Source organism: Paraburkholderia sp. SIMBA_027 (genome assembly GCF_046535315.1).
Classification (GTDB): domain Bacteria; phylum Pseudomonadota; class Gammaproteobacteria; order Burkholderiales; family Burkholderiaceae; genus Paraburkholderia; species Paraburkholderia tropica.
In genome coordinates this window covers 1-258 of record NZ_JAWRWY010001007.1, presented here as the reverse complement: position 1 = coordinate 258, position 258 = coordinate 1, and the positions used below count along the sequence as shown (strand labels likewise).

Genomic DNA, 258 nt, shown 5'->3' with positions numbered 1-258 from the left:
GTCCTCGTTGGTCATGGCCAAGGAGATGCCAAGGTCAACTGGAACCTGCGTTGCCGCGTGCTTGAGCAGCGGAATATCGCGAGCCAGGAGGGTGCCTTTGGTCAAGATGGAGAACGGTGTGCCCGAATCCGCGAGTGCCCTGATGATTCCGGGCATCAACGCGTACCGGCCTTCGGCGCGCTGGTACGGATCAGTGTTGGTTCCAAGCGCTACCTGATGCCGGGCCCAGGAAGCCTTGGCGAGTTCCCGGGTCAGCAC

At 62.0% G+C, this 258-nt stretch carries 1 pseudogene; it reads right to left on the bottom strand.

The annotated features are described in order from the left end of the window. A pseudogene (locus SB764_RS42130) lies at positions 1 to 258 on the bottom strand (radical SAM protein); the annotation flags it as partial.